This is a genomic window from Streptomyces sp. NPDC030143 (assembly GCF_055573695.1).
On the sequence record NZ_JBVIAY010000008.1, the window covers coordinates 221,250 to 244,138 of the forward strand.

Below are 22,889 nucleotides of genomic sequence, written 5' to 3' on the forward strand. Positions count from 1 at the left end.
TGGGAGGTAGGAAAGGTCCGGCGCATCAGCACCAGCAACAACATCAGGCGCCGGCATCGGTTCGGCCGGGATCAGTAGGGAGTGCCGGGTGGGTCAGCAGCCGGAGATGCAGCCCGAGGGTCCGCCTCAGGACGGGCGGGGCGAGGGCGCGGCCGGGCTGCGGCCGGGCGACCTGACCGGGCGGGCGTTTCCGCTCGGCGACTGGGGCGAGCCCGCGGAACGGCTGCACGAGCTGTACCGGTGGGTGGAGCGCGGGGCACTGGAGACGGCCGCCTGGTACCTCGCCGATCGGGTGTGGAAGCGGCGCAGTGCCCGGGTGCTGCGCGCCGGCGCGGCGGCGGGGGCGGCGGTCGGTGCCTCGCTGCCGTTGCTGGACCTGACCGGTGTGGTGGGCGGCGAGGTCGCTCCCTGGGGGTACCTGGCGCTGCTGCTGGCGGTGGCGTGTGTGGCGGTGGACCGGTTCTTCGGCGTGACGTCCGGCTGGATAAGGGACGTGGCGACCGCGCAGGCGGTGCAGCGGCGGTTGCAGGTGCTCCAGTTCGACTGGGCGTCGGAGAGCGTGCGCGAGGTGCTGGGTCCGGCGGAGGGCACGGCGAGCGAGGCGACGGAGCGCTGCCTGGGGGTGCTGCGGCGGTTCTCCGAGGACGTGACGGAGCTGGTGCGGGTGGAGACGGCGGACTGGATGGTGGAGTTCCGGACCGGGTCCGCGCCGATGGGGATCCAGGGGGCTGGCGCCGCCGGCGGGGGGCGCGGGGAGGCCGGCTCCTCCGGCGGGCGGTTCTCCCTGCCGCCGGGCGCCTCGGCCCGCCCGAACATGCCCCGGCAGCGGCCGCCCGAGCCGAGGTGAGGTGCGGCGGGCACCGCGGCCGCGGTGAGGCCGTGGACCTCGGGGCCCGTGCAGTCGTCGCGGTGGATGCCCTGTGAGCCCCGCCCCACCCCACTCCCGCAGGCCGGATCGTGGGGTCACCGTACGTCTGTGCGCGGGGACGACCCGGACGCGCGGGCCGGAGTCCGCCGTCACCGCCTGGTGTAGGTGAGCTTCTCGCCGGTGGCGGGGTTGACGCGTTGCAGTCTGCCGTCGGACAGCAGGGTGACCTCGGTGGCGGCGCCCGGGGTGCAGGAGGAGAGGGGTCGGCCGGCCGTGACCGTGGAGGGTCCGAGGGCCAACGGCCCCTCCGCGGTCGGCGGTCGGACGAGGTCGGCGCTGAACTCGCAGTGGTAGGACTCCCCGTCGGCCACGAGGGTGAGGACCGGGTCGCCCACCTCGCCCTGGGTCAGGGTCAGCCGGCGCGTGTCGGTGCCGCTCGTGTTGTCGATCGTGGTGCTCCAGGCGCCGAGGTACGCCTGCGGGATCGGACCGGCCGACGGGGTCGGGGACGGCGCCCCCGACGAGGCGGCGGGGCTCGGGGTGGGCGTCGCCGGGGCGGAGGTGCCGGTCGCGGTGTCCGCGGTCGGGGTGGGGCGGGGGGTGGCGGTGTCGTCGTCGCCGCCGTTCATCACCGCGTACACCGAGCCGCCCGCGGCCAGCGCGACGACCGCGGCGACCGCGACGAGCAGCCCGGTGGTACGGCCGCTGCGGCGCGGCGCCCCGGGCTCCCCCGGGCCGGCGCCGGCACCGTACGGGGGGTACGGCGGCAGCGGCGCGGCCGGGGCGTCGGCGTACGGGTGCTGCGGGGCGGCGCCCTGCCGGGGATCGGGCGGCGGCGGGTAGCCGTAGGCGGGCTGCGGGTGCTGCTGGGGGCCGCCGTAGGCCGGGTGCTCCGGTGGTGCGGGGACGGTGGCGGCGCGGGCGGGCGCCGGCTGGGGCGGGATGCCGCCGGGGCCCGCGACCAGCGTCGGGAGCCGGCCGTCGCGCGCCCCGTCGCCCTGGCGGCCGCCGTGTTCCGGGGACGCCTCGGGGTCCTCGGTGTCCAGCAGCCGTACGGCGTGCCGTCCCAGCTGCGCCACCAGGGCGCCCGGCAGCCAGGGGTCGCGGGAGTGGCCGTCGGAGACGGTGTCCTGGGCGCCCGTCCGCTCCAGGATCCAGGCGGGCGAGGGCCGGGCGGCCGGGTCCTTGCGCAGACAGGCGCGGACCAGGTCGGCGATGCCCTCGGGCACGCCCGCGAGGTCGGGCTCCTCCTCGGCGATGCGGAACATCAGGGCGTGCAGGCCGCCGTCGGTGCCGCCGAAGGGGAGGGTGCCGGTGGCGGCGTAGGCGAGGACCGAGCCGAGGCAGAAGATGTCGCTGGCGGGCGTGACGGTGCCGCCCCGCACCTGCTCCGGCGCCATGAAGCCGGGCGAGCCGATCACCGAGCCGGTCCGGGTGAGGTCGCCGTCGGCCACCGTCTCCAGCGCCCGCGCGACGCCGAAGTCGATGACCCGCGGCCCCTCGATGGTGAGCATCACGTTGGACGGCTTGAGGTCGCGGTGGACGATGCCGGCCGCGTGGATGTTGGCGAGGGCGTGCGCGAGACCGGCGGCGAGGATGCGCACCGAGCGTTCGGGCAGCGGGCCGTAGTCCTCGCCGACGACCTGCTGGAGGCTGGGCCCGGCGACATAGCCGGTGGCGACCCAGGGCACGGCGGCCTCGGTGTCCGCGTCCAGCACGGGTGCGGTCCAGTACCCGCCGACCCGCTGCGCGCTGCGCACCTCCTGCCGGAACCGGGCCCGGAACTCCTCCCGCGCGGCCAGCTCCTCGCGGACCAGCTTGACGGCGACGGTCCGCCCGCGGTCCGAGCGGGCGAGGTAGACCTGCCCCATGCCGCCCGCGCCCAGCCGCGCCAGCAGGCGGTAGGCGCCGATCCTCTGCGGATCCCCCGGGCCCAGCGTCTCCATGGCCGCCCCACCTTCCCCCCACACATGTGAACGGGGCGAGGATAAGCCCGGCGTTCGCGGAGCTGGGCGGCGCGGTGTCTACGGTTCCGTAACGGAGGCCGCCGGCGCGTCCGCCGGGGAGTGCCGCGGCTCGGCCCGGCCGGCGCGGGCGGGGCCGCCCTGAACGACGGATCCGGGCTCGCCCACGACGGAGGCCCCGGCTCGGTGGAGGCCCCCGGCGCGGACTGAGGGCCGGCGATGCGTGCTGGGGACGGAGCACGGAGGCGCCCGGCTCGCCCATGACGGAGGCACCCGACCCGGGCACGGGGACCGAGGCGCCCGGCCAGGCGCGACAGGCCTGGCCGGCCGAGGTGCCGGGCCCGTCCGCGGCGGAGGCCCCGGCCCAGGACGGCAGAGCCGAAGTGCCCGGCCGTCCGCGGCGGAGGCGCCCGGCTAGGACGGGAGGGTCGAGGTGTCCAGCCGTCCGCGGCGGAGGCGCTCGGCTAGGACGGGAGGGCCGAGGTGCCCGGCCGTCCACGGCGGAGGCGCTCGGCTAGGACGGGAGGGCCGAGGTGTCCAGCCGTCCGCGGCGGAGGCGCCGGCCAGGACGGCAGAGCCGAGGTGCCCGGCCGTCCACGGCGGAGGCGCTCGGCTAGGACGGGAGGGTCGAGGTGCCCGGCCGTCCGCGGCGGAGGCGCCCGGCTAGGACGGGAGGGTCGCGGTGTGCGGCCCGTCCGCGGCGGAGGGTCCCGGTGCGGACGGGAGGGCCGAGGTGTCCAGCGTGTCCAGGACCTTCGACAGCCGTTCCAGCGTGGCCACCGCCTGCGCCAGTTCCGCCTCGCCGTACGCCTGCGCCAGGCGGTCCGCGAAGGCCGCGTGACCGGGGTCGATGCGGGCGATCGCGGTCCGCCCCTCCTCGGTGGGCGCGAGGAGCTTGGCCCTCCGGTGGGCGGGGTTGGGCCGGTACTCGGCGAGGCCCCGGTCCACCAGCAGGTCGGCGATCCGCTGCACGCTCTGCCGGGTGATGCCCATGGCCCGGGCGATCCCGGCGACCGGCAGCGGCTCGCGCAGCACCGCGCCCAGCACCTGCCACCAGGCCGCGGTGAGCCCGGCCGGCCGGGCCAGCTCCTCGGCGACCGCGAGGAACTGCCCGTTGAGCCGGAACACGCCGAGCGCGCCGCGGCTGAACAGGTCCTGCCGCTCCCGGCTCATTCGGCCGCCGCCTTCTCCAGGACGGCGTAGGCCTGCGGGTCGGAGTCGTGGAACAGCCGGTACCAGGCGTCCAGCACCTCCCCCTCGTACACGCCGAGGAGCCGGAAGACCTCCCGGGCGAAGGCGACCGGTTCGGTGGGCCCGGCGGTGACCAGGTTGCCGTCGGTGACGGCGTCGGCCTCCACGTACCGCTCACCGCCGCCGTACCCCGTCGCGGCCAGGTAGAAGGAGACCGCGCCGGTGTGTGCGCGCTCGTCCAGCAGGCCCTCGCGGGCGAGGCCGGCGGTGGCGCCGCAGATGGCCGCGACGGGCACTCCGGCCGCCAGGAACTCCCGTGCCTTGCGCGCGAAGGGCGCCAGTTCCTCGCCCGTGTCCCACTGGTCGGCCCCCGGCAGGATCAGCAGCGAGCTGTCCTCGGGCCGCACGTCGTCCAAGGCCAGGTCGGGGCGGACGGTCAGCCCGCCGACCGACCGGACCTCGCGCGTCGACGCCCCGACGGTCCGGATCGCGTACCCGGCCCGGGCGAGGTACGCCGTCGTGTGCCCGGTCTCCCAGTCCGCGAGCGTGTCGTACACCCCGAGATGGACGGTCCTGCCGCTCATGACTCCTCCTCCGGTCCACCGAAACCCTTACGACAGAATCCTGTCATCTCGACAGAGTGCTGTCAACCACGTGGGCGCTCTCCCCGACGCCCGACAACCTGTCGCGGAAAGCCCGCGTCCGCAGACAGGACGCCGATACCGCTTCCGTATCGCGGACATTTACGCTCACCCGCATGACCCCTCAGACCGACCCCCAGGCCGGCGCCGCCGTGAAGGCCACGGACCGCGCGCACGTCTTCCACTCCTGGTCCGCGCAGGAACTCATCGACCCGCTCGCCGTGGCCGGCGCGGAGGGGTCGTACTTCTGGGACTACGACGGCAGGCGCTACCTCGACCTCACCAGCGGTCTCGTCTACACCAACATCGGCTACCAGCACCCGAAGGTCGTCGCCGCGATCCAGGAGCAGGCCGCACGCCTGACCACCTTCGCGCCCGCCTTCGCCGTCGAGGCCCGTTCGGAGGCGGCCCGGCTGATCGCCGAGCGCACCCCCGGCGACCTGGACAAGATCTTCTTCACCAACGGCGGGGCCGACGCGGTCGAGCACGCGGTGCGCATGGCGCGGCTGCACACCGGCCGGGCCAAGGTGCTCTCGGCGTACCGCTCCTACCACGGCGGCACCCAGCAGGCCGTGAACATCACCGGCGACCCGCGCCGCTGGGCCTCCGACTCCGCGGCCGCCGGGGTCGTGCACTTCTGGGCGCCCTTCCTCTACCGCTCCCGCTTCTACGCCGAGACCGAGGAGCAGGAGTGCGCGCGGGCCCTGGAGCACCTGGAGACGACCATCTCCTTCGAGGGGCCGTCGACGATCGCCGCGATCATCCTGGAGACGGTTCCGGGGACCGCCGGGATCATGGTCCCGCCGCCCGGCTACCTCGCCGGCGTCCGCGAGATCTGCGACAGGTACGGGATCGTCTTCGTCCTGGACGAGGTCATGGCCGGGTTCGGGCGCACCGGTGAGTGGTTCGCGGCCGACCTGTTCGACGTCACGCCCGACCTGATGACCTTCGCCAAGGGCGTGAACAGCGGATACGTACCGCTCGGCGGTGTCGCGATCTCCGGCGCCGTCGCGGAGACGTTCGGCAAGCGGCCCTACCCCGGTGGTCTGACCTACTCCGGGCACCCGCTGGCCTGCGCCGCCGCCGTCGCGACCATCGACGTCATGGCGCAGGAGGGCGTCGTCGAGAACGCGGCGCGTCTCGGTGCCTCCGTCGTGGGCCCGGGGCTGCGGGAGCTGGCCGAGCGCCACCCGAGCGTCGGCGAGGTGCGCGGCGTCGGCATGTTCTGGGCGCTCGAGCTGGTCAGGAACCGGGAGACGCGCGAGCCGCTGGTGCCGTACAACGCGGCCGGTGAGGCGAACGCGCCGATGGCCGCCTTCGCCGCCGCCGCGAAGAGGGCCGGGGTGTGGCCGTTCGTGAACATGAACCGCACCCACTTCGTACCGCCGTGCAACGCGAGCGAGGCCGAGCTGAAGGAGGGCCTCGCGGCACTGGACGCGGCGCTGTCGGTCGCCGACGAGCACACGGTCGAATGAGGGCCGTGACCGGGTGCGCGGCGAGGAGATTCGGGTAAGGATTCCCCCGATTCGAACGCGTAAGGTGGCGTGCTCGTAGATAGGTACGAGCGAGACGTACGAGCGGCTGCGCGAGCAGCGCGTGCGGGCACGCCACTTTCACGTCGTGACGAGGGAGACGCCCCGACCATGCCCGGCAGCAGCGGCAACGGCGCCGTGACCCGCAGCACCCTGCGGCAGCAGATCGCCGACGCGCTTCGCGACGAGGTGCTGGCGGGACGGCTCCAGCCGGGCCAGGAGTTCACGGTGAAGGAGATCGCCGAGCAGTACGGCGTCTCCGCGACCCCCGTCCGCGAGGCGCTCGTGGACCTGTCCGCCCAGGGGCTGCTGGAAGCCGACCAGCACCGGGGCTTCCGGGTGCACGAGTACTCGGTCGAGGACTTCCGCGGCATGATCGAGGCGCGCACCCTGGTCATCGAGGGCATGTTCCTCGCCCTGGAGGAGGGCCGTGAGCGCTCCCGGAACCCGGAGGACCCGCGGATCGCCGCCGCCGTCGCGGGCGTGCGCCGACGCGGGCAGGAGGCCCAGCGGGCCGCGACCGCCGGTGACCTCACCGTCCTCATCGGCTACGACCTGCGGTTCTGGCGCGAGCTGAGCGCCCTGTTCGGAAACCCCTACCTCACCGACTTCCTGCACCGGCTGCGGGTGCAGACCTGGGTCTGCCTGGTGCAGCACCTGCGGCGGCTGAGCGAACTGCGCGGCCACCTCTGGTCCGGCCACACCGAACTGGTCGACGCCCTGTACCGGGGCGACAACACCACCGCCCGGGCGATCCTCACCGCCTACAACGACCACTCGCTCGCACTGATCGAGCGGCCGGCGGCGGGATGAGGAAGACGGCGACGGAGGCGGACGGGACGGGGACGGCCGGCGGCGGGATGCGGAAGACGGCGACGGAGGCGGGCCGGACGGGGACGGACAGGGCCGGGACGGCCGGGGCCGTCGAGTTGTCGGTGGTGGTCCCCGCCTTCAACGAGGAGCGACGGCTCGGTCCCACCCTCGACGCCGTCACCCGCTACCTGCACACCTCGGGCCACGCCTCCTGGGAGGTGATCATCGCCGACGACGGCTCCACCGACGCCACCCGCGAGATCGTCACCCTGCGCCGCGACCCCCGGCTGCGGCTCGTCACCAGCCCCCGCAACCGCGGCAAGGGCCATGCGCTGCGGCTGGGAGTGGCCGCCAGCCGGGGGCGCCTGATCCTGCTCACGGACGCCGATCTCGCCACACCGATCGACGAGTTGGAGCGGCTGGAGGAGGCGCTCGCCCAGGGCGGCCGGGCGGCGGCCGTCGGCTCGCGCGCGGTGCCGGGGGCGACGCTCGGCGCGCGGCAGCACCGGGTCCGCGAGCTCGTCGGCGCCGCGGGCAACTTACTCATCCGCGCCACGACCGTGCGCGGGATCCGTGACACCCAGTGCGGGTTCAAGCTGTTCGACGGCGACAAGGCGCGCGCAGCGTTCGCCGCCTCGCGGCTGAACGGCTGGGCCATCGACGTGGAGGTGCTGCGCCACTTCCGGCGGGCCGGCTGGCCGGTCGCCGAGGTGCCCGTGCACTGGTCGCACCGGAGCGGGTCGAAGGTCCGCCCGCTGGACTACCCGAGGGTCCTGCGCGACCTGCTCCGGGTGCGGATCCCGGCGCTGGGGCCCGCCGACGCCGTCGCCGCCGTGCTGTTCCTCGCGATGGCCGTCGCCCTGTACTCCGGCCGCTTCTTCGACCCCGCCCACCGCTATCTGACCGACTCCCTCCAGGACCAGAACCAGTGGGAGTGGTTCTTCGCGGTGACCGCCGACAACGTCGCCCATCTGCGCAACCCGCTCTTCAGCGACCTCCAGGGCGTGCCCGACGGCGTCAACCTGATGGCGAACACGGCGATGCTGGGCCTGTCGGTGCCGCTGACGCCGGTGACGCTGCTGTGCGGGCCGGCCCTCACCCTCAGTCTGGTGACGACGCTGGGGCTGGCCGCCACCGCCGCCGCCTGGTACTGGCTGATCGTGCGCCGACTGGTGCGCCAGCGCGCGGCGGCCTTCGTCGGGGCCGCGCTCGCCGCGTTCGCGCCGCCGATGGTGAGCCACGCCAACGCCCACCCGAACTTCGTCGTCCTGTTCATGATCCCGCTGATCGTCGACCGGGCCCTCAGGCTGTGCGCGGGCACCCGGGTCACCCGGGACGCGGTCGTCCTCGGACTGATGACGGCCTACCAGCTCCTCCTCGGCGAGGAAGCGCTGCTGCTCGCCGCGCTCGGCATGCTCCTGTTCGCCCTCGCCCACGCCGCCGTGCGCCCCGACGTGGCCCGGCGGGCGGCACCGCCGCTGCTGCGCGGCCTGGCGACCGCCGCGGCCGTCTGCCTGCCCCTGGTGCTGTATCCGCTGGCCTGGCAGTTCTCGGGCCCGCAGAGCTACACCCACATCGACCACGGTCCGGGCACCGCCAACACCGTGCGCGCGCTGCTCACCTTCGCCGAACGTTCCCTGATCGCCGGCGACGCCGGGCGCGCCGACGCCCTCTCCCTCAACCCGACCGAGCAGAACGCCTTCTACGGCTGGCCGCTGCTGCTGCTCGCCCTCGGGATCACCGTGGCGCTGTGGCGGCGCCCCGTCGTCCGTTCCCTGGCCGTCACGGCGGCGGCCGCCGCCCTGCTGTCGCTGGGCCCGAGCGTCCACGTCCCGTTCACCGGCGTCGAGGCACCCGGCCCGTGGGCGCTGCTCGCCGACCGCCCGCTGCTGGAGTCGGTCATCGAGAGCCGGGTCGCGATGGTCTGCGCTCCCGTGCTGGGCATGCTGCTCGCCCTCGCGATCGGCCGGCTGGCGACGGCCCGCTCCCTGGGCGCCCAGTACGCCGGACTCCTCGCCGTCTGCCTCGCCCTGCTCCCCCTCGTCCCGGCCCCGCTGCGGTCCGAGCCGCGCGCCGAGGTGCCCGCCTTCTTCACCGACGGCACCTGGAAGGCCTACGTCCGCCCCGGCGAGTCCCTCGTCCCGGTGCCGCTGCCCGAGCCGTCCGCCGCCGAGGCCCTGCACTGGCAGACAGCCGCCGGACTGGGCTTCCGCGTCCCGGGCGGCTACTTCAACGGCCCCTACGGCGACGGCGACCGCTCGGGCGTCTACGGCGTCCCGCTGAACTTCACCGCGGGCCTGCTGGGGGACGTGCGGGCCACGGGCGTCGCGCCGGTGATCGACGGGGCGGCCCGAGCGGCGGCCCGCCGGGATCTCGCGCACTGGCGGGCGGGTGCGCTGGTGCTGGCCCCGCAACCGCGCGCCGGGGTGCTGCGGGCGACCGTGGACAAGCTCGTGGGCCGTTCCGGGAGGTGGGTGGACGGTGTGTGGGTATGGGACCTGCACCAGGGCGCGCAGCGCGCGCGAGGAGCGCAAGGGGGGAGCCGACCCGAGCCGTACCGACTACCCTTCCCTGACCGGGCAAAAGGACCGGCATGGACCGAGCAACGCGCTGAGTGAGGAGCTCTTCTTTGGCCTGTGACCTGTGGCTGGTACCGCTCGTCGACGTGTTGTGCCACACCCCGGACAACCCGTTCGCCGAGGAACTCGCGCAGTACAACAAGGTGCTCGCCGAGTCCGGACTGCCGCCCGTGCCGGTGTACCAGTACATGCCGGGCCTGTCCGGCGACGTCGCCCCGGTGGCCGGTTTCGACTACGACGCCCTGCACTTCCTGCGCCGCGTCTACCTCCTCCAGGTGTGCGGGCTGCCGGTGACGCCGGTGGACGCCCTGGGCGGCGACTACGAGCAGCTCCTGGAGATGTTCGAGACGACGGCCCAGCAGTCGCACCTGGTCTGGCACTACGACCACGCGGGCGCGTACGTCCCCGTGGACTTCCCGCAGCCGCTGTCCAACGACGAACTCCTCGCCGGGGGCGGCCCCCTGGGCTCGTCCCAGTCCCTCCTGCGTGAGCTGGAGTACGTCGCGCCGTCCATCGGCATCGACCCGGCCAACCCGCCGGCCGCTCCCCGACCGCCGTCGGAGCCGACCGAGTTGGAGGAACCGGCGGTCCCGGCGCCGTACGACCCCAGCCCCTTCGCCCGCGAACGGCACGTGTGGCTCGGCCTGCACGCGGCGGCGACGCGGAGTCTGGCGCAGGGGTCGATGATCGTCTTCAGCTGACGCGACGGGCGGCGCCGGCGGTCAGCGCCCCAGCTGGGACAGGCCCTTCTGCACGTCCTCCAGGTTCATCACGGGGGTGTAGGAGATCTCGGCGCCGAGGTCCATGAAGTACGGCTCACTGATCACCGGCATCTGGGAGCTCTCCTGCATGTCGAAGAAGAGGAAAGCGGTGCGGTGCCCCTTCTCGGTGGTGAAGTAGGCGGCTTCGGGCCTGATCTGTTCCACCGACTCCTGGATCAGTTTGGTCAGGGTGCCGTTCCGGATGGCGTCGTTCGCCTTCTCCGTGTCCATGCACACCTTCAGCATGACGCGCATCGCACTCACCTTCTTCTGGTCGACGCACGCGGGATCAGGGCTTCAGACTATGCCCGTTCGCGGCACATCTCCCGGTGAGCACGGCGGCCGCCTCCCGCGTGAGCGGAAGGCGGCCGGGGGCCGGACTGGCCGGACTGGCCGGGGGCCGGGCCGGCGCGGGCCTCAGATGAACGAGTTGATCTCGATCGTCTCGTCACGGCCCGGACCCACGCCGATCGCGGAGATCGGGGCGCCGGACATCTCCTCCAGGGCCTTGACGTAGCTCTGGGCGTTCTTCGGGAGGTCGGAGAACGACTTGGCCTTGGAGATGTCCTCGGACCAGCCCGGCAGCATCTCGTAGACGGGCTTCGCGTGGTGGAAGTCCGACTGCGAGTAGGGGAGTTCCTCGACGCGCTTGCCGTCGACCTCGTAGGCGACGCAGACGGGGATCTGCTCCCAGCCCGTCAGCACGTCCAGCTTGGTGAGGAAGAAGTCCGTGAGGCCGTTGACGCGGGTCGCGTAGCGGGCGATGACCGCGTCGAACCAGCCGCAGCGGCGGTCGCGGCCGGTGGTGACGCCCCGTTCGCCGCCGATGCGGCGCAGCGCGTCGCCGTCCTCGTCGAACAGCTCGGTCGGGAAGGGACCGGCACCGACGCGGGTCGTGTAGGCCTTCAGGATGCCGATGACGCGGCTGATCTTCGTCGGACCGACGCCGGCGCCGGTGCAGGCGCCGCCCGCGGTCGGGTTGGACGACGTGACGAAGGGGTACGTGCCGTGGTCGATGTCCAGCAGCGTGCCCTGACCGCCCTCGAACAGGACGACCTTGTCCTCCTCCAGGGCCTGGTTGAGGACCAGGACGGTGTCGGCGACGTACGGCGCCAGCTTCTCGGCGTACCCGAGCAGTTCCTCGACGACCTGGTCGACGGCGATCGCCCGACGGTTGTAGAGCTTGGTGAGCAGCTGGTTCTTGACGTCGAGGGCCGCCTCCACCTTCTGCTGGAGGATCGACTCGTCGTACAGGTCCTGGACCCGGATGCCGACGCGGTTGATCTTGTCGGCGTAGGTCGGGCCGATGCCCCGCCCGGTGGTGCCGATCTTCCGCTTTCCGAGGAAGCGTTCCGTCACCTTGTCGACAGTCACGTTGTATGGCGTGATGATGTGCGCGTTGCCGCTGAGCAGCAGCTTCGACGTGTCGACGCCGCGCTCGTTCAGACCGCTCAGCTCGGAGAGCAGGACCGAGGGGTCGACGACGACTCCGTTGCCGATGACCGGCGTACATCCGGGCGAGAGGATTCCGGAAGGGAGGAGGTGGAGTGCGTACTTCTGGTCGCCCACGACGACCGTGTGGCCGGCGTTGTTGCCGCCCTGGTAGCGCACTACGTAGTCCACCGAGCCACCGAGCAGGTCGGTCGCCTTCCCCTTGCCTTCGTCACCCCACTGAGCACCGAGCAGCACAAGTGCGGGCACGCGCGTACACCCCTTCCGGGTGGGGCATGTCCAGGGTCAGGGGCGTACGCGGAGGCGCTTTTCACCACCGCGTGCACCGCGACCGTCGTCGGTCGCGGTACCGCGACCGTCATTGGCCGCCACGCGACCGTCGCCGGCCGCACACCGTCGGACCCGGATGCCCCGGAATAGACGAAGCCCCTGGCGCAATAGCGCAAGGGGCTCTTGCACAAAGATGCTACCCGAGGAAGCGAGGCAGGACCGAGGTGGCGACTTTCGCGACGCCGGATCAGCTGCTGGTGATCATCGATCCGGTCGCCCGGAGGACGGACGGGGAGTCCGTCAGGATCGCGAAAGACGTGCTCAGCGCGGGTGCGGCCGCGAAAGTGTGTCTGCCGGAGGGCCCGGAGGAATTCGCCCGGGCTCTGGCCCGGCGCGGCTCCCGACGGCCGGTCGTCATCGGGGACGACCGTGCGCTGAGCCGCGCGGTGGCCCTGCTGCACCGGCAGCGGGCGCTGGCCGAATGCGTGCTGTCGGTGGTTCCGGTGGGCAGCGCGCTGGGCGTCGCCCACGCCCTGGGGGTGCCCACGGGCACGGTGGCGGCGGCGCGGGCCGTCCTGGACGGCTCCGCGCGGCGCCTGGACGTGCTGGTCGACGACAGCGACGGGGTGGTGCTGGGAGCGCTGCGGATCCCGGCCCTGACGGGCGGCCCGGACGCCGAGGCGTCGCTCACGGGAGGGCTCCGGCCCTGGCTGCGCGGCTGCCAGTCCCTGGTGCGGACGCTGGTGCCGTCCCGGCCGGCCCGTCCCGCGTCCGCCCCCGTCCCGCCCGGTCCGGCCCGGCTGCGGGTCGAGGTGGACGGGGAGACCCTCGTCGACCTGGACCAGCCGGTGGAGGCGGTGTCGGTGACGCCGGGGGCCGACGGCACGGCCGTGGTGGAGGTACGGCCGCTGTCCGTGGGAGCGGAGGCGTCCCCGCTCCAGGCGCGGGGCCGCACGGTAACCGTCTCCGGGACGGACTTCCGCTACCGCGCGGACGCGGGCGTGGCGGGGCCGGTCCGCCGGCGGACGTGGACGGTACGGGAGGGGGCGCTGGGGTTGGTGCTGCCCACCTGGTCGTGAGCCGTGAGCGGTCGGGTGACGCCCGCGGCCGTGGGGTCGGGGCGCCGAAGGCGCGGTCCCGGTGGACGCGCCAGCGTTCCACCATGGCCGCGGTCTCGCCCTCGACGAACTCGGAGAAGGCGAGCGTCCCGACCATGCGCCGGCCCGCCGGGGTGTCGGGGCCGAGGCTGGTGACACCCTCCCGCAGGGCGCCCTCGCGCGCCTGATCACCGCCTCGCGGTTGGTCAGGGCCTCGTACCGGCGAGCCGACCTCGGGCCCGGGACCCGCTGATGGAGGAGGTCTTCCAGCGGTGCGTGCCCGAGGAAACGACCGGGGCCGCACGGTCCTGCTCTCCTCGCACGGGCCCGGCCGGGTGGGCGCCGGCCGGGGGTCAGGCCAGGGTCACCGGGAGGCCCTCCAGGCCGCGGATCACGAAGTTCGGCTTGCGTCGGGGCTCCGCCGCCAGGGTCAGCGTCGGGGCCTGCTCCAGCAGCGCCTTCATCGAGGCGGCCAGTTCGATGCGGGCCAGCGGCGCGCCGATGCAGTAGTGGATGCCCGCGCTGAAGGAGATGTGCGGGTTGTCCGCACGGGTGAGGTCCAGACGGTCGGGGGCCGCGAACACCGCGGGGTCGTGGTTGGCGGAACCGAAGAGCATCGCGATCTCCGCGCCCCGCGGGATCGTCGTCCCGTCGATCTCGATCTCGTCCAGCACCCAGCGTTCGAAGAGCTGGAGCGGGGTGTCGTAGCGCATCAGCTCCTCGACGGCGGACGGGACCAGGGAGTGGTCCGCGCGCAGGGCGGCCAGCTGGCCGGGGTTGCGGAACAGCGCCCACCAGCCGTTGACCGTGGCGTTCACCGTCGCCTCGTGGCCGGCGTTCAGCAGCAGGACCGCCGTGGAGATCATCTCCTGCTCGGTCAGCCGGTCGCCCTCGTCGTGCGCCGCGATGAGCCCGGAGATCAGGTCGTCGCCGGGTTCCCTGCGGCGGGCGGCGATCAGCTCGCGCAGGTAGTCGGAGAACTCGACCGACGCCCGCACGGCCTTCGTCGCCGTCCCCGGTGAGGGGTTCAGCTCGTACATCCCGCAGATGTCCGCCGACCAGGGCCGCAGCCGCGCCCGGTCCGGCTCCGGGATGCCCAGCATCTCCGCGATCACCGCGACGGGCAGCGGCTCCGCCACATCGGTCAGCAGGTCTCCGCCGCCCTGCGCCACCAGGGCGGACACCAGTTCCGAGGCCAGCTTCTCCACGTACGGCTTGAGCCGCTCCACCGTGCGGGGCGTGAACGCCTTCGACACCAGGCGCCGGATCCGGGTGTGGTCCGGCGGTTCCAGGTCGAGCATCCCGTGGTCGTTGAGGACGTGGAACGGCTCGTGCTCCGCCGGCGGCGGCGTCCGTCCGAAGTCCTCGTGCGTGAACCGGTGCTGATAGGTCCGGCCGAGGCGGCGGTCTCGCAGCAGCGCCGAGACGTCCGCGTGGTGCGGTACCAGCCACTGGTCGGTGGGCTCGTACCGGATCACCCGGCCCCGGGCGCGCAGCTCGGCGTAGGCCGGGTAGGGGTCGGCCACGAACGCCGGGTCCCAGGGGTCGAACGCGAGGTCGGAAGCAGCTGCCATGCACGGACGCTAGCCCGACACCCGGGGTCCTGACCAGGGGCCTCTTCCTCCGCCCTCCCTCCCTGGCCCTACCCCGGCGTCACCAGTCGGGCCTCGTAGGCGAACACCGCCGCCTGGGTGCGGTCGCGCAGCCCCAGTTTCACCAGGATCCGGCTCACATGGGTCTTGATCGTGGACTCGGCGACCACCAGCCGCTCGGCGATCTCCGCGTTGGACAGGCCCTGGGCGATCAGGACCAGCACCTCGGTCTCGCGTTCGGTCAGGTCGCCGTAGGCCGCCTGGGCGGTGCGGGACAGGCGGGGACCGTCGGTCAGTTTCGAGAACTCGGTGATGAGCCGCTTGGTGACGGACGGCGCGAGCAGCGCCTCCCCGGCGGCCACCACCCTGACCCCGTCGGCCAGTTGGCGGGCGGAGGCGTCCTTCAGCAGGAAGCCGGAGGCGCCCGCGCGCAGCGCCTGGTAGACGTACTCGTCGAGGTCGAACGTGGTCAGGACCAGGACCTTCGCCGTGCCGTCGGCCGCGACGATCTCCCTCGTCGCCTCGATGCCGTTCATCTCGGGCATGCGGATGTCCATCAGGACGACGTCGGGGGTCAGTTCGCGGACCCGCTCCACCGCCTCGCGGCCGTTGACCGCCTCCCCGACGACCTCGATGTCCGGCATCGCGTTGAGCAGGACGGAGAAGCCCTCGCGGACCATCATCTGGTCGTCCGCGACCAGCACCCGGATCGTCATGCTCCCCCCTCGCCCGCGACGGGCACCGGCAGGAACACCGTCACCTCGTAGCCTCCTTCCGGAGTGGGGTCCGCCGTCATCTCGCCGTTGAGCATGGAGACGCGCTCGCGCATTCCCGTGATGCCGTGTCCGGCGCCGGGCGAGGGCTTCACCAGGGACGGGTTGGGCGGCGGGCCGTTGAGGACCCGCAGGCCCAGGCCGCCGAGGACGTACCCGATCTCCACGCGGGCGCCCGCCTCCGGCGCGTGCCGCAGGGTGTTGCTCAGGGCCTCCTGGACGATCCGGTACGCGGACAGCTCCACGCCCTGCGGGAGCTCGCGCACCGCGCCCGTCACCACCTTCTCCACCTCCACGCCGGCCTCCCGCACATTGGCGAGCAGCGCGTCCAGCTCGGCGAGCGTGGGCTGTGGGGTGTCGGGTGCCTCGTAGTCCTCGGCGCGGACCACGCCCAGCACCCTGCGCAGTTCGGTGAGTGCCGCGACCGCGTTCTCCCGGATGGTGGCGAAGGCCTTCTCCAGCTCCTCCGGGGGGTTCTCCACCCGGTAGGGGGCGGCCTCCGCCTGGATGGCGACCACCGACATGTGGTGGGCGACCACGTCGTGCAGCTCGCGGGCGATCGTGGTGCGCTCCTCGAGCTGGGTGCGGCGGGACCGCTCGTGCGCGGTGACGCTCTGCTGGGCCGTCACCTCCTGCTCGGCCTGCCGGCGTATGTGCCACACGGTGACGGCGAGCAGGAGGATGGCGGAGGTGACCAGCATGGGCGCGACGTTGGTTGTGTAGTGGCCCCAGCTGAAGGCCGTCTCGGCGGTGAAGCCGTAGGCGGCGGTCAGCAGCCACATCCACGCCGCCGTCCGCGGGCGGGTGCGGATGGCCACGACCGTCAGGACCACCAGGTGGGAGACGAAGCTGCCCGGCAGCCACGGCCAGTTGCCCCAGGTGGTGCCGAGGACCGCGACGAGCGTGGTCGACACGAGCGACAGCCAGAACGCGCCGACCGGGCGGACCAGGGTCAGCAGGACGGGGGCCAGGGCGAACAGGCCGCACAGGACGGCCGTCGTCTCGCCGCCGCCGTAGGCCCAGGCGGTCAGCATCGCCAGCACACCGCCGGCCCCGACCAGCACGTGCGAACGCCAGGCCGCGTACTCACGCTTGCGGCCGGTCAGCCGGCGGGTCAGGGGGCCGGAGGGCTCCCTGCGGGGCAGCGGGCGGTAGGCGAAGGCGTCGTGGAACAGGTCCTGCCGCAGCCCGCGCAGGGCGTCCATGGCAGCCCTGAACTCCGGGCTGCTCGGCCGATAGGCGCCGTAAGGGTCGTCCGGGGGCGTCATGTGCGTCTGCGTCGTCTCGGTCACGTGGAAAACGGTAGGCGGGGGCGGTGTCGCGGTCATCACCAGTGAGGGGGGTTCCACCGCCTCCGCCTGAAGTACTACGGGTGGCGGGGGCCGACGTCCTACGGGTGGCGGGGGCCGACGTCTCGTCTCCAGCGGGTGGCGAGGGTCCGCGACTCACGTACGGCAGGTGGCGCCGGGTCAGTATCCGGAGGGTCTCACCAGACCCGACTCGTAGGCGAACACCGCCGCCTGGGTGCGGTCGCGCAGGCCCAGCTTCACCAGGATGCGGCCCACGTGCGTCTTCACCGTCTGTTCGGCGACGACGAGGTGGCGGGCGATCTCCGCGTTGGACAGACCCTGCGCGATGAGGCTGAGCACCTCCGTCTCGCGCTCGGTGAGGTCACCGACGCGTTCCTTCAGCGGGGCGCGGGGCGTGCCGTTCAGCCGGGAGAACTCGGCGATCAGTTTGCGGGTGATGCCGGGCGCGAGCAGGGCGTCACCCGCGGCCACGATCCGCACCGCCTCGGCGAGCTGGTCGGCGGAGGCGTCCTTCAGCAGGAAGCCCGACGCCCCGGCGCGCAGCGCCTCGTACACGTACTCGTCGAGGTCGAAGGTGGTCAGCACGAGCACCTTGATGTGCGGGGTGGCGACGGTGATCCGGTGGGTGGCCTCGATGCCGCCGAGATCGGGCATGCGGATGTCCATCAGGACGACGTCGGGGGCGAGCTCGGCGACCTTCGCCACGGCGTCGAAACCGTCCACCGCCTGACCGACGACCTCGATCCCCGGGTGGGCGTTGAGCAGCACGGTGAAGCCCTGCCGGACCATCTGCTGGTCGTCGGCGATCAGTACGCGGATGGTGCCGCTCGTCATGGGGTGTCGTCTCCGGGGGGTGTCGGGGGATGGGCGGGAAAGGACAGTTCGAGCGCCTCGGCCGGGGGCGGGGCCTCGGGGGGCGGGCTCGCCGTGCCGTGTCTCGGGAGGAAGGCGATCACCGAGAAGCCGCCGTGCATCGTCGGGTGCGCGGTGACGTGGCCGCCCAGCATCATCGCCCGCTCCCGCATGCCGAGCAGACCGTGCCCCGCGCCAGGGGAGGGCCGCACGGGCCCGTGGGGGCGTGAGTTGGTGACCTCCAGGTGCACGCCGCGCGGGTCGTGGGTGACCGCGACCCGCACCTGGGAGCCGGGGGCGTGCCGCAGGGCGTTGCTCAGCGCCTCCTGGACGATCCGGTACGCCGACAGCTGCACGCCGGGAGGGTAGGCCGGGGCCTCGCCGCGGACCTCGGTGACCACGCGCAGCCCGGCGGCCCGGGTGTTGGCGATGAGTCCGTCCAGCCGGTCGAGGGTGGGCTGCGGGGTGTCGGGGGCGGCTCCGGTGCCGGCGGCGCCGAGACCGTAGGGGTCCTCGGGGTTCTCGGAGCGCAGGACGCCGAGGACGCGGCGCAGTTCGGCGAGCGCCTCCAGCGCGTTCTGCCGGATGCCGTCCAGGTTCTCCCGCAGCTCCTCGGAGGGGTTCTCCACCAGGTGCGGGGCGACCTGGGCCTGGATGGAGATGACGGACATGTGGTGGGCGACCACGTCGTGCAGTTCGCGCGCGATGCGGTTGCGTTCCTCCAGGAGGGTGCGGCGGGCCCGTTCCTCGGCGGTGATCGTCTCCTGCTCGACGAGCTGGGTGCGGGCCTCGCCGAGGCCCCGGAAGGCGGTCCCGGCGAGAACCACCGCGGCGAAGATCGCGACGGCCGGGACCCCGGTCGACGTGTAGGTCGCCCCGCCGATCAGGCCCTGGACCACCCAGGTCGTCAGGCCGGTGCCGGCCAGCACCGCGACGGACACCCTGCTGGGCACACGGAGCGCCAGGAACAGCAGCACGAGGGCGTGGGCCAGGATCTCGGAGGCGTTCCACGGCCACGAGGGCCCCGGAAGGGGATGACCCACCAGGGTCGGCCGGGCGGCCGTCGCCGCGACGACCGTGCCGGCCAGGGACAGCGCCCACGCGGGCACCGGCCGCCACCGGGCGAGGACGACGGCCGCGCCCTGCGCGAACGCGATCACCACGCCCAGCTCCGTGCCGAGGGCGTAGCGGCCCAGCTGTTCCGTGCCGGCCAGGGCGATGCCGAGTGCGACCCAGCACAGCACCACGTAGCCCGGCACGCGCAGCCAGCGCAGGACGCGCCCTCGCCGTGCGGTCGGGGAGCCGGTCGCGCCGAAGGCCGCGCGCAGACGGTGCAGGACGCCGGAAGGTCCGGGTGCGGGGGTGGCGGGGACGCGCGGGCTGCTGCTCTCCTCACCGGTCACGGGCTCAACCCTAGGCACTGCCGACCACCTTCGTTTCCCCCGGTTCGACGCGGTCGTGGGCACGGACCACCCGGGACCGGCGCCGGCCGCGCCGGCGGGTCCCCTGCTCGAAGCCGTGGAACGCCGCCAGGCAGACGGTCAGCACCAGGGCGAACACCGGCAGCCACAGCAGCCGGGCCCCGACCCAGCTCATTGTCTCGGGGGCGGTGTGCAGACCGGGCAGACGGCCGGCGAGCAGGCCGGTGGCGGTGGTCGCCATCAGGGCCGTCTGGTGCCAGAGGAAGACGGTCATGGCGGCCAGGTTGACCAGGACCACCGCCGCCCACAGCACCGGACGGCGCAGGGCCCGGCGCAGACGGTCGCGCAGCAGCAGCGCCAGACCGCACTGGGCCAGACCGAAGGCGACCACCGCGGCGGTCGGCGGGTTCAGGTTGGAGACGCCCGCCCCGGGCACGCCCACCATCGACGCCGGGTAGCCCGCCCTCACGACGAGCACCGTCGTCGCCGCCGCCCCGCCGGCCAGCAGGATCCAGCCGGTCCGCGGGCGCTCCAGTTCGCCGCGGGTCCAGGCCGCGCCCAGGGTGTAGGGCACGAGCCAGCCCGCCGCCACGTTCGCCCAGCCCGGCCAGGACGGCCCGTCGAGGCCGAAGCGCAGCAGGTCCACGGCGAGGACGACGGCCAGTGGCCACAGGGGGTTGAGCCGGGCCAGCAGCGGGGTGGCCGCCGTCAGCACCGCGAACACCAGCAGGAACCACAGCGGGGAGAGCGCGAGTTTCACCAGGGTGCGCACGGTGACGAACGAGGCGCCGCCGAGCAGCAGCGCCGGCGCCGCCACCGTCCACACCGCCAGCACGACGGCGACCGGCGCGAACAGCCGGGCCAGCCTGGCTCTCAGCCACACGCCGTAGCCGAGGCCCCGCGCACGGGCGCCGGCGTGGCTCCGGGTCGCCACGTGGCCGCCCACCATGAAGAACACCGCCAGCGTCTGGAAGATCCAGGACACCGGAGCCAGCCACGGCATGGGTCCGAGCGGGCTCGCGGCGCGCAGGGCACCGCCGTCCGCGACGAGGGCGGTCACCAGCCAGTGCCCGAGGACGACACCGAGGATCGCCAGGGCGCGCAGGGCGTCCACGGCCCGGTCGCGTCCCGCGGGCGTGGCCGCGTCGAGGCGGACGGCTGCCCGCCGCAGGAACCCCGAACAGAAGGGGAGCCCGACGCGCGGCGTCTGAACGCCGCCCGCTCTCGTTCGGAGCTCCGAGCCGGTCCGGGGGTGGTGCGGGCGGCGGGGGCGGACCGCGGAGGGGGCGGGGGGAGGGGTGGTCTCACGCACGGGTGACCTCCGTGGTCTCGCCGAGGACGATCCGGGCGAGGTTGGCCAGGGACGCCGAGCCGGGTCGGAAGTAGTCGCTGTGTCCGCCGTGGCCGGCGGCGAAGACGTCGGCGCCGAAGGACGGGGACACCGGGTCCGCGCCGAAGCCGACCGTGGTCCCGAACAGGTCGACGCTGACGTGCGGCACCTTCGCCACCCAGTCGTCGCCGCCCCGGGCGGCCCACACCCGCGCCCGGGTGCGCAGGTCGGCGGCCGTGTCCGCGCCGGTGCCCGGGCTGCCGAGCAGGACCAGGTCGTCCACCGCCAGGCCGGGGGCGGCCCGGCCGCACACCACCGAGCCGTAGGAGTGGCACAGGAGCGCCACGCGGGTGTGGGGGCCGGTGACGCGGCGCAGGTCACGGACGAAGTCCCGCAGGTCCGGGGCGGCTTCGTCCGCCCGGCCCGTGGTGGCCACCGCCGAGCTGACCGTGCCCGGGGTGGTGTAGCCGAGCCACGCCACCACCGCCGTACGGGGCGCCACCGCCGCACGGCTCCCCGCGGCACCGGCCGGGCCGGCGGGCTGTCGGGTGGTGAGCCGCCGGTACAGGGCGGTCGCCGCCGCGTGGAGACGGCCGTAGCTGTCCAGCGAGGTGTCGGAGCCCGGGACGAGGACCGCGACGCGGTCGGCGTGGGCGAGGTCGCCGAATACCTCGGTCGCCCGGCCGGCGCCCCGGCCGTCGAAGGAGAGCAGTCTGCGCGACGGCGCCGCCAGCGCCCGGTCCGCGGCCGCGCGGCGACGGTCCCCGTGATCGGCGGCCATCCGGGAGGCCAGCTCGGCGTTGGCCCGGTTCCCCGCGTACGCCCGCTCCAGCGTCGCCGCCGTCAACGGGGCGAGGGCGGCGGGCGGCGGAGCGGGGGTGTACGGCCGGACGGCGGCCGTGAGGGGGACGACCACGGCGGCGGTGACGAGCACGCCGAGGAGGAAGCGGAACCAACGGCGCCCCCTGCCCGTTCCCCCCTCGCCGCCGTGCGTACGTCCGCGCGCGCGGCCTCGCCCACTCCCCCTGTCGAGCACCATCCCCCGCCCCTCCCCGTCCGGTCGCGCCGCCCGCCGTCGGGCTTCGCCAGCAGGGAAGTTACGGACCGGCGGCCATCGCTCGCGTCCCGCCGGGGAACTGTCCTCGCAGGTAGCTCTCAGGTACTACGGGTATGACCGGGGGAGGTACGACCGCGGTCGTACCCCGGGCGGATACGACCACAGTCGCCACCACCTCGGCGAACACGACCACAGTCGCCACCACCCCGGCGGGCACGACCGCAGTCGGCACCCCGGGGCGAACACGATCACAGTCGCCACCACCACTGCGGGCACGACCGGGACGGCTCCCCGGCAACCGGCTTCGACCGGGCCGACACCCGCGCGCCACCGGCTTCGACGGGGCGGTCAGCGTGAGGTGAGCGGCTTCGACCGGGCCGGTCCGCCCGGCCGCCCCCCGTTCACCACGCCAACTGGGCGATCTCCTCGGCCACCACCGCGCACGCGTCCGCCGCCGGATCGATCAGCGGGAAGTGGCCGACCTCCTCCAGCAGGGTCAGGCCCACCACCTCTCCCGCCTTCGCCGCCGCGTCCGCGTAGGACTCGGCGACCGCCTGCGGGACGACCAGGTCGGTACGGCCCTGGACCAGCGTCGTCGCGATGCCGGTCGGCAGCAGCAGCGCGGGGTCGGCGTACGGCCGCCGCTCGGCGAAGTGGTCGTCGCCGCCCAGCAGTTGGCGGGACGCTCCCCCGCACACCTCCAGCTTCTCGGCGACCTCGAAGTCCGCGATCGGGGCGAGCGCGACGACGCCGCGCAGCGGGGCGGGTCCGCCGGTGCGCCAGGGCGCGTCGGCGGGCAGGACGTGCCGGGCGGCGGCCCACAGGGCGAGGTGGCCGCCCGCCGAGTGCCCGGTGACCACCGTGCGGCGCGGGTCGGCCTGCGGAAGGACCTCGCGGACGAGGGCGGGCAGCGCGTCCAGCGCGGCGGCCACGTCGTCGAAGGTGTCGGGCCAGCGGCCGGCGACCGGGGATGCGCCGGCCGGCTCGTCCGGCGTCGCTCCGCGCCGGTACTCCACGTTGGCCACGGCGAACCCGCGCCGCGCCAGGAAGCCCGCGAACGGCGTGACGTGCCGCCGGTCGTAGGGGGCCCGCCACGCGCCGCCGTGCAGGACGACCACGAGCGGGGCGAGGTCTCCCGCTCCCGCAGTGCCCTGCGGTCCGCGCGGCGCGTAGAAGTCGATCACCTGGTCGGGGTGGTCGCCGTAGGCGGCGGTGGAGTCGGGATCGACCGCCGGGTGCGAGAAGGCCGACTCCTCTTCGGCGGCGGCCCGGGCTGCGACGACGTCGTCCGGCATGCTCCAACCTCTCAGCGACAAAACGGGTTTGGACGGAACGGTACGGCGGACCAGGTGGGGATTCGGCCGTTGGCGGGGACGGTATCAGGCC

General features: G+C 74.0%; 19 protein-coding genes. 6 read left to right on the forward strand and 13 right to left on the reverse strand.

What is annotated here, in order from left to right; genetic code table 11:
• The first annotated feature begins 106 nt into the window (after positions 1-106).
• Positions 107-847 carry an SLATT domain-containing protein gene (locus ACZ4YY_RS16930; RefSeq protein WP_468290203.1) on the forward strand — a complete coding sequence of 247 codons (741 nt, stop codon included), beginning with the start codon at positions 107-109 and terminating at the stop codon, positions 845-847.
• Positions 848-1,017: 170 nt separating this feature from the next.
• Here ACZ4YY_RS16930 and ACZ4YY_RS16935 read toward each other — a convergent pair whose 3' ends face one another.
• From ACZ4YY_RS16935 to ACZ4YY_RS16945, 3 genes are all read right to left on the reverse strand, one after another.
• Positions 1,018-2,814: a serine/threonine-protein kinase gene (locus ACZ4YY_RS16935; protein WP_468289985.1), complete on the reverse strand. Its 1,797-nt coding sequence runs from the start codon at positions 2,812-2,814 to the stop codon at positions 1,018-1,020.
• Positions 2,815-3,495: 681 nt separating this feature from the next.
• Positions 3,496-4,005, reverse strand: a complete 510-nt coding sequence (locus ACZ4YY_RS16940) for a MarR family winged helix-turn-helix transcriptional regulator (RefSeq protein ID WP_468289988.1) — start codon at positions 4,003-4,005, stop codon at positions 3,496-3,498.
• Positions 4,002-4,607, reverse strand: coding sequence for a type 1 glutamine amidotransferase family protein (locus tag ACZ4YY_RS16945; RefSeq protein ID WP_468289991.1), 606 nt, complete (start codon positions 4,605-4,607; stop codon positions 4,002-4,004). The genes ACZ4YY_RS16940 and ACZ4YY_RS16945 overlap by 4 nt, the downstream gene beginning before the upstream one ends.
• Positions 4,608-4,780: 173 nt before the next feature.
• Between ACZ4YY_RS16945 and ACZ4YY_RS16950 the strand changes: the two genes are divergently transcribed.
• From ACZ4YY_RS16950 to ACZ4YY_RS16965, 4 genes are all read left to right on the forward strand, one after another.
• Entirely contained in the window at positions 4,781-6,139 is a 1,359-nt protein-coding gene (locus tag ACZ4YY_RS16950) for an aminotransferase class III-fold pyridoxal phosphate-dependent enzyme (RefSeq protein WP_468289994.1), read from the forward strand.
• 168 nt (positions 6,140-6,307) lie between these two features.
• A complete protein-coding gene (locus tag ACZ4YY_RS16955) occupies positions 6,308-7,009 on the forward strand; it encodes a GntR family transcriptional regulator (protein WP_468289997.1) in 702 nt (233 codons plus the stop codon).
• 47 nt (positions 7,010-7,056) lie between these two features.
• Entirely contained in the window at positions 7,057-9,627 is a 2,571-nt protein-coding gene (locus ACZ4YY_RS16960) for a dolichyl-phosphate beta-glucosyltransferase (protein ID WP_468290206.1), read from the forward strand.
• Positions 9,628-9,638: 11 nt separating this feature from the next.
• A complete protein-coding gene (locus ACZ4YY_RS16965; protein WP_468290000.1) occupies positions 9,639-10,289 on the forward strand; it encodes a hypothetical protein in 651 nt (216 codons plus the stop codon).
• A gap of 21 nt (positions 10,290-10,310) precedes the next feature.
• Here the strand turns inward: ACZ4YY_RS16965 and ACZ4YY_RS16970 are convergent, their stop codons facing one another.
• Positions 10,311-10,604 (reverse strand): hypothetical protein, encoded by a 294-nt coding sequence (locus tag ACZ4YY_RS16970; protein WP_468290003.1) that lies wholly within the window; start codon positions 10,602-10,604, stop codon positions 10,311-10,313.
• Positions 10,605-10,766: 162 nt separating this feature from the next.
• The gene (locus ACZ4YY_RS16975) at positions 10,767-12,050 is read right to left on the reverse strand and encodes an adenylosuccinate synthase (RefSeq protein ID WP_468290005.1); all 1,284 of its coding nucleotides are present in this window, start codon (positions 12,048-12,050) and stop codon (positions 10,767-10,769) included.
• A 245-nt stretch (positions 12,051-12,295) separates the two neighbouring features.
• Here ACZ4YY_RS16975 and ACZ4YY_RS16980 point away from each other — a divergent pair, with 245 nt between their 5' ends.
• A complete protein-coding gene (locus ACZ4YY_RS16980) occupies positions 12,296-13,150 on the forward strand; it encodes a diacylglycerol kinase family protein (protein WP_468290008.1) in 855 nt (284 codons plus the stop codon).
• Between the two features lie 371 nt (positions 13,151-13,521).
• On the opposite strand, the gene ACZ4YY_RS16985 is transcribed toward ACZ4YY_RS16980, so the two are convergent.
• The 8 genes from ACZ4YY_RS16985 to ACZ4YY_RS17020 form a co-directional block, all read right to left on the reverse strand.
• Complete coding sequence (locus tag ACZ4YY_RS16985; RefSeq protein ID WP_468290009.1) at positions 13,522-14,742, reverse strand: cytochrome P450; 1,221 nt, start codon at positions 14,740-14,742, stop codon at positions 13,522-13,524.
• A gap of 68 nt (positions 14,743-14,810) precedes the next feature.
• Complete coding sequence (locus ACZ4YY_RS16990) at positions 14,811-15,476, reverse strand: response regulator (RefSeq protein ID WP_468290011.1); 666 nt, start codon at positions 15,474-15,476, stop codon at positions 14,811-14,813.
• Entirely contained in the window at positions 15,473-16,861 is a 1,389-nt protein-coding gene (locus ACZ4YY_RS16995) for a sensor histidine kinase (RefSeq protein WP_468290014.1), read from the reverse strand. Before ACZ4YY_RS16995 ends, ACZ4YY_RS16990 begins: the two co-directional genes overlap by 4 nt.
• 141 nt (positions 16,862-17,002) lie before the next feature.
• Positions 17,003-17,677 (reverse strand): response regulator, encoded by a 675-nt coding sequence (locus tag ACZ4YY_RS17000; protein ID WP_468290016.1) that lies wholly within the window; start codon positions 17,675-17,677, stop codon positions 17,003-17,005.
• Positions 17,674-19,098 carry a sensor histidine kinase gene (locus tag ACZ4YY_RS17005; protein ID WP_468290019.1) on the reverse strand — a complete coding sequence of 475 codons (1,425 nt, stop codon included), beginning with the start codon at positions 19,096-19,098 and terminating at the stop codon, positions 17,674-17,676. The genes ACZ4YY_RS17000 and ACZ4YY_RS17005 overlap by 4 nt, the downstream gene beginning before the upstream one ends.
• 10 nt (positions 19,099-19,108) lie before the next feature.
• Entirely contained in the window at positions 19,109-20,287 is a 1,179-nt protein-coding gene (locus ACZ4YY_RS17010; RefSeq protein ID WP_468290209.1) for an acyltransferase family protein, read from the reverse strand.
• A 133-nt stretch (positions 20,288-20,420) separates the two neighbouring features.
• Positions 20,421-21,485 (reverse strand): alpha/beta hydrolase, encoded by a 1,065-nt coding sequence (locus ACZ4YY_RS17015; RefSeq protein ID WP_468290022.1) that lies wholly within the window; start codon positions 21,483-21,485, stop codon positions 20,421-20,423.
• 419 nt (positions 21,486-21,904) lie between these two features.
• On the reverse strand, positions 21,905-22,798 hold the full coding sequence (locus tag ACZ4YY_RS17020; protein ID WP_468290025.1) for an alpha/beta hydrolase: 894 nt from the start codon (positions 22,796-22,798) through the stop codon (positions 21,905-21,907).
• Positions 22,799-22,889 lie beyond the last annotated feature (91 nt).

Excerpts from the sequence above, each read along its gene's own strand:
- ACZ4YY_RS16930 (WP_468290203.1), top strand. The coding sequence starts at position 107 with ATGCAGCCCGAGGGTCCGCCTCAGGACGGGCGGGGCGAGGGCGCGGCC.
- ACZ4YY_RS16935 (WP_468289985.1), bottom strand. The coding sequence starts at position 2,814 with ATGGAGACGCTGGGCCCGGGGGATCCGCAGAGGATCGGCGCCTACCGC.
- ACZ4YY_RS16940 (WP_468289988.1), bottom strand. The coding sequence starts at position 4,005 with ATGAGCCGGGAGCGGCAGGACCTGTTCAGCCGCGGCGCGCTCGGCGTG.
- ACZ4YY_RS16945 (WP_468289991.1), bottom strand. The coding sequence starts at position 4,607 with ATGAGCGGCAGGACCGTCCATCTCGGGGTGTACGACACGCTCGCGGAC.
- ACZ4YY_RS16950 (WP_468289994.1), top strand. The coding sequence starts at position 4,781 with ATGACCCCTCAGACCGACCCCCAGGCCGGCGCCGCCGTGAAGGCCACG.
- ACZ4YY_RS16955 (WP_468289997.1), top strand. The coding sequence starts at position 6,308 with ATGCCCGGCAGCAGCGGCAACGGCGCCGTGACCCGCAGCACCCTGCGG.
- ACZ4YY_RS16960 (WP_468290206.1), top strand. The coding sequence starts at position 7,057 with ATGCGGAAGACGGCGACGGAGGCGGGCCGGACGGGGACGGACAGGGCC.
- ACZ4YY_RS16970 (WP_468290003.1), bottom strand. The coding sequence starts at position 10,604 with ATGCGCGTCATGCTGAAGGTGTGCATGGACACGGAGAAGGCGAACGAC.
- ACZ4YY_RS16985 (WP_468290009.1), bottom strand. The coding sequence starts at position 14,742 with ATGGCAGCTGCTTCCGACCTCGCGTTCGACCCCTGGGACCCGGCGTTC.
- ACZ4YY_RS16990 (WP_468290011.1), bottom strand. The coding sequence starts at position 15,476 with ATGACGATCCGGGTGCTGGTCGCGGACGACCAGATGATGGTCCGCGAG.
- ACZ4YY_RS16995 (WP_468290014.1), bottom strand. The coding sequence starts at position 16,861 with ATGACCGCGACACCGCCCCCGCCTACCGTTTTCCACGTGACCGAGACG.
- ACZ4YY_RS17000 (WP_468290016.1), bottom strand. The coding sequence starts at position 17,677 with ATGACGAGCGGCACCATCCGCGTACTGATCGCCGACGACCAGCAGATG.
- ACZ4YY_RS17015 (WP_468290022.1), bottom strand. The coding sequence starts at position 21,485 with ATGGTGCTCGACAGGGGGAGTGGGCGAGGCCGCGCGCGCGGACGTACG.
- ACZ4YY_RS17020 (WP_468290025.1), bottom strand. The coding sequence starts at position 22,798 with ATGCCGGACGACGTCGTCGCAGCCCGGGCCGCCGCCGAAGAGGAGTCG.